Origin of the sequence: Streptomyces sp. AC550_RSS872 (genome assembly GCF_019049285.1) — a bacterium.
Classification (GTDB): Bacteria; Actinomycetota; Actinomycetes; order Streptomycetales; family Streptomycetaceae; genus Streptomyces.
Genome location: NZ_JAGMUL010000067.1, coordinates 19,554 through 27,964, shown reverse-complemented (window position 1 = coordinate 27,964; position 8,411 = coordinate 19,554). Strand labels below are relative to the sequence as shown.

Below are 8,411 nucleotides of genomic sequence, written 5' to 3'. Positions count from 1 at the left end.
GCGGGGTGGGCTTGGGGCTGGTGGAGCCGCCGCCGTTGTCGCCGGGCCCGGGGCTGCTCGGCGTCGTCGGCGTGGCGGGCCTGGGGGGTGTGGTGGGCGTGCCGGGAGCCGTCGGCGTGGGGCTCGCGCCCGCCGAGTCGTCGCTGCGGTCGTCCGGGAGGGTGCCCGTGCCGTCGGGGATCTCGTGGGTGCCCTTGCGGTAGTACTCCAGCCACCTCATGACGAGGTTCAGGTAGTCCTGAGAGTTGTTGTAGCTGAGGATCGCGCGGTCGAGGTCGCCCTGGGTGGACAGGTCCCAGCCGAAGCGGCACAGGTAGTGGCCGGCGGCGAGCGCGGCGTCGTAGACGTTGTTGGGGTCCCTCGTGCCGTCGCCGTTGCCGTCGCGGCCGGCCCACTCCCAGGTGGAGGGGATGAACTGCATGGGGCCGACGGCACGGTCGTAGGAGCTGTCGCCGTCGTAGGCGCCGTTGTCGGTGTCGCCGATGTTCGCGAAGCCGTTGCCGTTGAGCTGCGGGCCGAGGATCCGGGAGAGTGTGGTGCCGTTCGCGTCGACGCGGCCGCCGCGGGCCTGGCCCGACTCGACCTTGCCGATGGCGGCGAGGAGCTGCCACGGCAGGTTGCAGCCGGGCTTGGCGTCCCGGAGCGCCGCTTCGGCCTTCTTGTAGGCGTCGAGGACGGTCGCGGGGATGCCCGCCTCGCTGGTGCCCGGGGTGACGGGGGTGCCGGCGGACGGCGACGGGTTGGGGCTGTTGAGCGGCGGCAGGTCCGTGTAGTACGGCGAGTTGCCGGTCGCGCTGTCCTCGGCGGCCGTGTCCGGTGAAGGCTGGGTTCCGGTGGCGACCTGTCTGCCGGCGTCGTCGGTCGTCACTCCTGGAGCCTGGGACGCGGCCAGCGCCGCCACCGCGACCGCGGCCACGGTGGTGTTCACCGCTCCCTTGCGCAGCCTGCCGAATTGCGCCGCCATGAAATGGACCCCTCCTGCGGACGCCCGAGCGCCCGACGCTGTCTGCCGGGCTCGCCGTGCCGAGCCCGCCCCTGTTGTGACGATCGACTCGCCGCGACAGTTGCCCTCGCGGCACGTTTTCCGCGGCTGTTCACTTGTTCGACCGGGCTCCCCGGCACGGTGACCCAGGCGACCCTACGACAACTTCCTTTGCGGGGGCACCCGTTGGTGCCCGATTTTTACCGGTTGGCCATGTACGGTTCCGCCCGCCGGAGGGGCCACACGGCGTCCCGCATACTGACCTCTCCGACAGCCCGGGCCGACCGGTCCGTCAACGCCCCGCACAAGGAGCCCCGTTGCCGTTCACGCTCAGCCATGCGGCGGCCGTACTGCCCGCCGTACGCACCGACGGAACCGGCCGGGTCGCGCTCGTGCCGGCCGTGCTGGTGGCGGGTTCCTTCTCTCCCGACATGACCTATTACGTCGCGAGTGTCCTGCCGGAGGCGATGGAGTTCGGCGATGTCACGCACTCGTTCCCGGGTGTGTTCACGGTCGACGTGGTGGTCGCCTGGGCACTGGTGGGCCTGTGGCTGCTGCTGCGCGAGCCACTGGTGGCCCTCCTGCCCGTGCGACGGCAGGGCAGGCCGGCCACGTTGTTGCGCTGCGGGGCGCCACGCGCGCGTGTACGGCCGTCCTTGGCGGCGCGCTGGTATGTGTCGGCCGCGCTGGGTGCGCTGACCCATGTCGTGTGGGACGCGTTCACGCACCTCGACCGCTGGGGAATGCGGCTGTTTCCCGTCCTGGGCGAGGAGATCGCGGGGTCGCCGCTGTACTGGTACCTCCAGTACGGCGGTTCGGCGGTCGCCGCGGTGGTCATCGCCGCGTTCGTGGTCGTGGCGCTACGGCGGTCCCCTGCCGCCGCGCCGGTCGGGGTGCCGGTGCTTTCGGTACGGGACCGGTGGCTGGCCGGCGCTGTGATCGGCGGCTTGGCCGCGGTGGCGGCGGTGCAGCGGGCGTCGCGCTGGTGGGACTACTGGGGGGCGAGCGCGAAGTACTGGGAGCTGATCCCGACGCTGTGCTTCGGGGCGGGCGCGGGGCTCGTGCTGGGACTGCTGCTGTATGCCGTCGGGGTCAGGGTGTGGCGTCCGGTTCCGGGGCCTGACAGTGCGGGTTCGGATGGGGCCGGGTCCCTCCGGGGCGGGACCGTCGGAGCAGGGTGAGGGCGAGGGACGTGCAGCCGCGGGCCGGCTCGGACCACCCCTGTGTCCGGTGGGCGAGACGGGTGCGGAGCGTTGTCGCCGTCTGCCGCCACGCGGCCATCAGGTCGATCGGGATGCGGGCGGTGCTTGCGTCAGTGGCTACGGGCGGCTGCGTCGGGCTCGGCGGCTGGTCGGCGGTCGCTTGCGCCGGTGCCGGGGTCGTCCGGCGGTGGAGCGTGCGTATACCCATGTCGGCATCCTTACGGGTGCCGGGCGGGTGGGGCGTCTTTGCGGGGGCCGCGTGGGTGACGGGTCCCTCCGGGGGTTGGGCCGGGTTCCTCGCGTTGTGGCTGGTTGGGGTAGTGCGAGGGGTGCGGGTGGGGGTGGGTGCCTGAGCGTGTGCCTGGGTGCGGTGGGTTTGGGGGTGCGGGTGGTTGGTGGCTGGTCGCGCCCACGCGGCGGAGCCGCAAATCGATACAGCCCCGCGCCCCTGGGGGGCGCGCTGTGGCGCCGCCCCCCCCCAAGAAGGACTGGGGCTAGTGGGCCGCCGATTCCCAGTCCGGGCCTGCGCCTACCGACACGCCCAGGGGGACGTTGAGGTGGACGGCGTTGGACATTTCCCGGCGGACCAGTTCCTCTGTGGCATCACGCTCGCCCGGAGCGATCTCCAGGACGATTTCGTCGTGGACCTGGAGGAGCATGCGGGAGGTGAGGTTCTCCTCGCGCAGGGCCCGGTCCACGTTGAGCATGGCGATCTTGACGATGTCCGCCGCCGTGCCCTGGATGGGGGCGTTGAGGGCCATGCGCTCGGCGGCCTCGCGGCGCTGGCGGTTGTCGCTGTTGAGGTCGGGGAGGTAGCGGCGGCGGCCGAAGAGGGTCGCCGTGTAGCCCGTGGCCCGGGCCTCGTCGACCGCGCGGCGCAGATAGTCACGGACGCCGCCGAAGCGCTCGAAGTAGGCGTCCATCAGGGCGCGGGCCTCGCCCGCGTCGATGTTCAGCTGCTGGGAGAGGCCGAAGGCCGAGAGCCCGTAGGCCAGGCCGTACGACATCGCCTTGATCTTGCGGCGCATCTCCGCGTCCACCGCGGTGGGCTCAACGGCGAACACCTGGGAGGCGGCCGTGGTGTGCAGGTCCTCGCCCGAGGTGAAGGCCTCGATCAGGCCCTCGTCCTCGGACAGGTGGGCCATCACGCGCAGCTCGATCTGGCTGTAGTCCGCGGTCATCAGGGACTCGAAGCCCTCGCCGACCACGAAGCCCCGGCGGATCGCACGGCCCTCGTCGGTGCGGACCGGGATGTTCTGCAGGTTCGGGTCGGTCGAGGAGAGGCGGCCGGTCGCGGCGACCGTCTGGTTGAAGGTCGTGTGGATGCGGCCGTCCGCGGCGACCGTCTTGATCAGGCCCTCGACGGTGACGCGGAGCTTCGCCTGCTCGCGGTGGCGGAGCATGATGACCGGCAGTTCGTTGTCGGTCTGGGTGGCGAGCCAGGCCAGGGCGTCGGCGTCGGTGGTGTAGCCGGTCTTGGTCTTCTTCGTCTTGGGCAGGGCGAGTTCGCCGAAGAGGACCTCCTGGAGCTGCTTGGGCGAGCCCAGGTTGAACTCGTGCCCGGCCGCCGCGTGCGCCTCCTTCACCGCCTGCTGCACGGCGCCGGCGAACATCTGTTCCATGGCCTCCAGGTGGGCCCGGTCGGCCGCGATGCCGTGCCGCTCCATGCGGGCCAGCAGGGCGGAGGTGGGCAGCTCCATGTCGCGGAGCAGGTCGGCCGCGCCGACCTCCTCGAGGCGGCTCTCGAAGGCCTCGCCCAGGTCGAGGACCGCGCGGGCCTGGATCATCAGCGCCTCGGCCTCGGCTCCGTCGTCCGCACCGAAGGCCAGCTGGCCGTCGGCCGCGGCGGCCGGGGCGAGCTCGCGGTGCAGGTACTCCAGGGACAGCGCGTCCAGGTCGAAGGAGCGGCGGCCCGGCTTGACCAGGTAGGCGGCGAGCGCGGTGTCCATGCGGACGCCCTCGATGGTCCAGCCGTGCTCGGCGAAGACACGCATCGCGCCCTTGGCGTTGTGGAAGACCTTCGACCTCTCGGCGTCGGCCAGCCAGGCCGCGAACGCCTTCTCGTCGGCCTCGTCCAGCTGCGACGGGTCGAACCAGCCGGCCGCGCCGTCGGCGGCCGCGAGCGCGACCTCGGCGACCGAGCCGGTGCCGAGCGCCCAGGTGTCGACGGTGGCCACGCCGAGCAGCTCGCCGCCGTGCTCGGCCAGCCAGGGGGCCAGCTCGCCGGTGCGGAGGACCGAGCCGTCGATCTCCACGCCGTCGGTCGCGATCGGTGTGGCCTCGGCCTCCTCGGCTCCGGGGTCGACGCCGAAGAGCCGCTCGCGCAGGGAGGGGTTACGGATCTCCAGGGTGTCCAGGATCATCGCGACGGCCTTTCGGTCGTACGGCACGCGCGCGACGTCGGCGACGGTCTTGGGCAGCTCGACGGCCCGCTCCAGCTCGGTCAGCCGGCGGTTGAGCTTGACGGACTCCAGGTGGTCGCGGAGGTTCTGCCCGGCCTTGCCCTTGACCTCCTCGACGCGCTCGACCAGCTCGGCGAACGAGCCGAACTGGTTGATCCACTTCGCCGCCGTCTTCTCGCCGACGCCCGGGATGCCCGGCAGGTTGTCGGACGGGTCGCCGCGCAGGGCAGCGAAGTCGGGGTACTGGGCGGGCGTCAGGCCGTACTTCTCGAAGACCTTCTCCGGGGTGAAGCGGGTCAGCTCGGAGACGCCCTTCGTCGGGTACAGCACCGTGGTGTGCTCGCTGACCAGCTGGAAGGAGTCCCGGTCGCCGGTGACGATCAGCACCTCGAAGCCGTCGGCCTCGGCCTGGGTGGCGAGGGTGGCGATCACGTCGTCGGCCTCGAAGCCGTCGATCGCGAACCGCGAGACGTGCATCGCGTCGAGCAGCTCGCCGATCAGCTCGACCTGGCCCTTGAACTCGTCCGGGGTCTTGGATCGGTTCGCCTTGTACTCCGTGAACTCCGCGGAGCGCCAGGTCTTGCGGGACACGTCGAAGGCCACCGCGAAGTGGGTGGGCGCCTCGTCGCGCAGCGTGTTGGCCAGCATCGACGCGAAGCCGTAGATCGCGTTCGTCGGCTGGCCCGTCGCGGTCGTGAAGTTCTCCGCGGGCAGCGCGAAGAACGCGCGGTAGGCCAGCGAGTGCCCGTCCATGAGCATCAGGCGCGGCCGGCTGCCGCCGGGGGTGTTGTCGGTCTGCTTCGCTGCTGTCTCTGCCACGTCCCCGATCCTGCCACGCCCCACTGACAGTCGGGCACACCGCCGGTGGCGGGCGGCCGCGCACCGGGCCGCCCACCGGGTCAGGACGTCACCGGCGCGGGCTCACCCGCCGAAACATCCGAAATGCCATCATCGTCTGAAATGCCAGAAGTATCTGATGTGCCGTATCCCGCGGCCTGCAGGGCGAACAGGCGGGCGTACTCTCCATCGGCCGCCATGAGCTCCTCATGGGTGCCGCGTTCCCGGATGCGGCCGGAGTCCAGGACGACGATGGTGTCGGCCTGCCGGACCGCTCCGAGGCGGTGGGAGACCAGCAGGCTGGTGCGGCCCGCGCGATGCGCGCGCAGCCGGCGGTGGATCTCGTGCTCCGCCTCGGCGTCGAGGCCCGCACTGGGCTCGTCGAGGACGAGCAGGTCGCTGTCGCCGCGCAGGAGGGTGCGCGCCAGTGCGACCCGCTGCCACTGTCCGCCGGACAGCACGACGCCGACGTGCGGGTCGCCCTCGTCGTCCTGGTCGAAGAAGATCCGGCTGAGGAGGGTGTCGTAGCCGTGCGGCAGCTCGCGCAGCTTGGTGTCGATGTCGGCCAGCTTGGCGGCGTCGGCGACGCGCGTGGTGTCGGTGAGCCGGCGCAGGTCGCCGATCCCGATGTTCTCGGCGGCGGTGAGGTCGTAGCGCATGAAGTCCTGGAACAGGACGGTCATCCGGCGGCGCAGCTCCGCCGGGGGGATGGTTCTGATGTCGACGCCGTCCCAGAGGACGGCCCCGCGCGTGGGGTCGTAGAAGCGGCACAGGAGCTTGATGAGGGTGCTCTTGCCCGCTCCGTTGAGTCCGACGAGCGCGACCGACGAACCGTGGGGGAGGAAGAGGTCGAGGCCGCTCAGCACCCAGGGGTGGCTCTCGTCGTAGCGGAACCACACGTCGCGCAGTTCGATCCCCTTGCGCAGGGGGGCGAGCTCGGTGCCGGTGGCCGCGGGGAGGTCGTCGGGGGTGGCGATGACCTTGCGGTGGTAGTGGAACAGCAGCAGTGACTGGTAGGAGCCCGCCAGGCCGGTCGCGAGGCCGACCAGCGCTCCCTGCGCTCCGGCCACGGCGGCGACGAACGCCATGACGGCACCGATCGTCAGGGCGCCGTCGGCGGCCGCGGCGACAGCCCAGACCAGTCCGCCGCCGGAGACCAGGGTGGACAGCAGCGCGAGCAGTCCGTGGGTGCGGAACTCCTTGCGGTCGATGTGTCGTTCGCCGTCGTGCATGACGGTCAGCTCGTCCAGCATGCGGCCTTTGAGGAAGCCGCCGAGGCCGAACAGACGGGTCTCCTGCACCGCCGTGAGGTCGGAGGTCAAGGACGAGTAGAAGATCTGCCGCCGGGTGGCCGGGGAGATGGCGGCGAGCATGGACACGCGTCCGCGGGTCAGCGCCAGGTGGCCCAGGAGCGCGGGCACGGCGGCGACGGCGACCAGTAGCGCCATCGTCGGGCTCATGGCGAACAGCGTGGCCAGCAGGCTGGCGATGGTGACGGTGTTGCGCGCGGTGTCGAACAGGCCCGCGGTGGTGCCGGCCACCGCACCGGCCCCCTGCGAGGCCATCGACAGGTCGTTGCGGAAGCCGGGGTCCTCGAACCGCGCCAGTCCGTGCAGCCCGTTGAGCGCGGTGTGGAGCTCGTCCTGCATGAGGCGGTCGATGCGCCGGTCCAGTTCGCTTCTGACGAAGCGCGTCAGGTACGGCAGGAGCCCCGTGGCCAGTCCGACCGCGGCGAGCGCGACCGCCCAGCGCAGAGCGGCGGCCGTCCGCCCGGACGTGAGGTCGTCGACGACGAACTTGGTCAGCCACGCCGTGCCGGTCGGCAGCAGCCCGCCGACCACCGTGGCCGCGAGGTAGACCAGGCAGCGGACGCGCCCCGCCCGCCAGCACAGCGCCGCGGCGACCGCCACCAGCCGCGGGATCTCCCGCCACCCGGTCATGTCGCCGGCACCGGCCGGGTCAGGGCGCCGGGCTCGGTCACCGCCTGGACGATCGTGCCGTCGGCCTCGACGAGGAGGAAGGTCGGGAACGCCCGGAGGCCGATCGCGAGGACCCGGGTGCGTGCGTCCTCCCCCTGGACGAGGGGGATGCCGGGGCCGACGAGCGTGCGGAGTTCGTCGGCCTCCCGGCCCTCGCCGGAGACGATCGCCAGGACGTCGTCGTGGGCGCGAGCGGTCTCCGCGAACTCGGCGGCGTGCTCGTGGCAACTCTCGCAGTGGGCGTCGAGGAACGCCACCAGCCGGACGCCCGATTCGCCCGCGAGGTCGGGGGCCTTCGTGCCCACCAGGATCTGCGGGTCGTACATCTGCGTCCGCAGGTCCGGCCCGGTACCCAGTCTGCCCAGCTCGGCGGAGTGTTCACGGAGTCTGCGCAGCACGGCGAGGGTGAGAAGCAGGTCGAACACGCAGAGGAGGCCGACCAGCACCACTGCGGCGATGAGGAAGATCATGAGGGCGAGTCTCGCTTCGGATCGGTGAACAGAAAGGCCAGGTCGTCGAACCGGATGAGGATCAGGGCACCGATCGCCGCCGTCGCCGCGGTGACGGCCACGCCGCCCGCGTGCGCGGGCCAGGCGGACGACGTCAGGCCGGCGGCGAGGCCGGCGAGGCCGACGGCGGTCAGGGCGAGGTTGCGCACGACATGGACCGGGCCCAGGGGGGTGGCCGAGGCGCCGAAGCACCGGCACGGGACGGCCCGGCCGCCGCGCAGCGCCATGACGATGCCCGTCACGAACGCCACCAGCAGACCGATCGCCACGACGAACCCGGCGAGCGCGGTGGCGGGGAACGCGAGCAGCACGGCGGCGGCGGCTTCGGTGCCGACGACCGCCGCGGCGGCGGCCCGGGACGCCTTGCGGGGCAGCAGTCGCAGGGCGACGACGGACGACGCGAATTCGGCGAATGCCGCGCGACCGCGGGCCTTCCCCGCCACGGCGGCGAGGAAGACCACGAGGAGCAGCGCGCGGCACCCGAGGAACAGGTAGGTCAC

At 72.1% G+C, this 8,411-nt stretch carries 6 protein-coding genes; 1 reads left to right on the top strand and 5 read right to left on the bottom strand.

From position 1 onward, the window contains the following. Nucleotides 1-964: lytic transglycosylase domain-containing protein (locus KUM44_RS26880; protein ID WP_217211882.1), on the bottom strand; the 964-nt coding region annotated here is incomplete at its 3' end. A 335-nt stretch (nt 965-1,299) separates the two neighbouring features. On the opposite strand from KUM44_RS26880, the gene KUM44_RS26875 reads away from it, so the two are divergent. Beyond that, on the top strand, nt 1,300-2,163 hold the full coding sequence (locus KUM44_RS26875; protein ID WP_217211880.1) for a DUF4184 family protein: 864 nt from the start codon (nt 1,300-1,302) through the stop codon (nt 2,161-2,163). 515 nt (nt 2,164-2,678) lie between these two features. Here KUM44_RS26875 and polA read toward each other — a convergent pair. From polA to KUM44_RS26855, 4 genes are all read right to left on the bottom strand, one after another. Continuing rightward, on the bottom strand, nt 2,679-5,405 hold the full coding sequence (gene polA, locus KUM44_RS26870) for a DNA polymerase I (RefSeq protein ID WP_217211879.1): 2,727 nt from the start codon (nt 5,403-5,405) through the stop codon (nt 2,679-2,681). A gap of 80 nt (nt 5,406-5,485) precedes the next feature. Further along, nucleotides 5,486-7,363 carry an ABC transporter ATP-binding protein gene (locus KUM44_RS26865; protein WP_217211877.1) on the bottom strand — a complete coding sequence of 626 codons (1,878 nt, stop codon included), beginning with the start codon at nt 7,361-7,363 and terminating at the stop codon, nt 5,486-5,488. Further along, entirely contained in the window at nt 7,360-7,872 is a 513-nt protein-coding gene (locus KUM44_RS26860; RefSeq protein WP_217211875.1) for a hypothetical protein, read from the bottom strand. Before KUM44_RS26860 ends, KUM44_RS26865 begins: the two co-directional genes overlap by 4 nt. Continuing rightward, on the bottom strand, nt 7,869-8,411 hold the full coding sequence (locus KUM44_RS26855; RefSeq protein WP_217211873.1) for a MauE/DoxX family redox-associated membrane protein: 543 nt from the start codon (nt 8,409-8,411) through the stop codon (nt 7,869-7,871). The genes KUM44_RS26860 and KUM44_RS26855 overlap by 4 nt, the downstream gene beginning before the upstream one ends.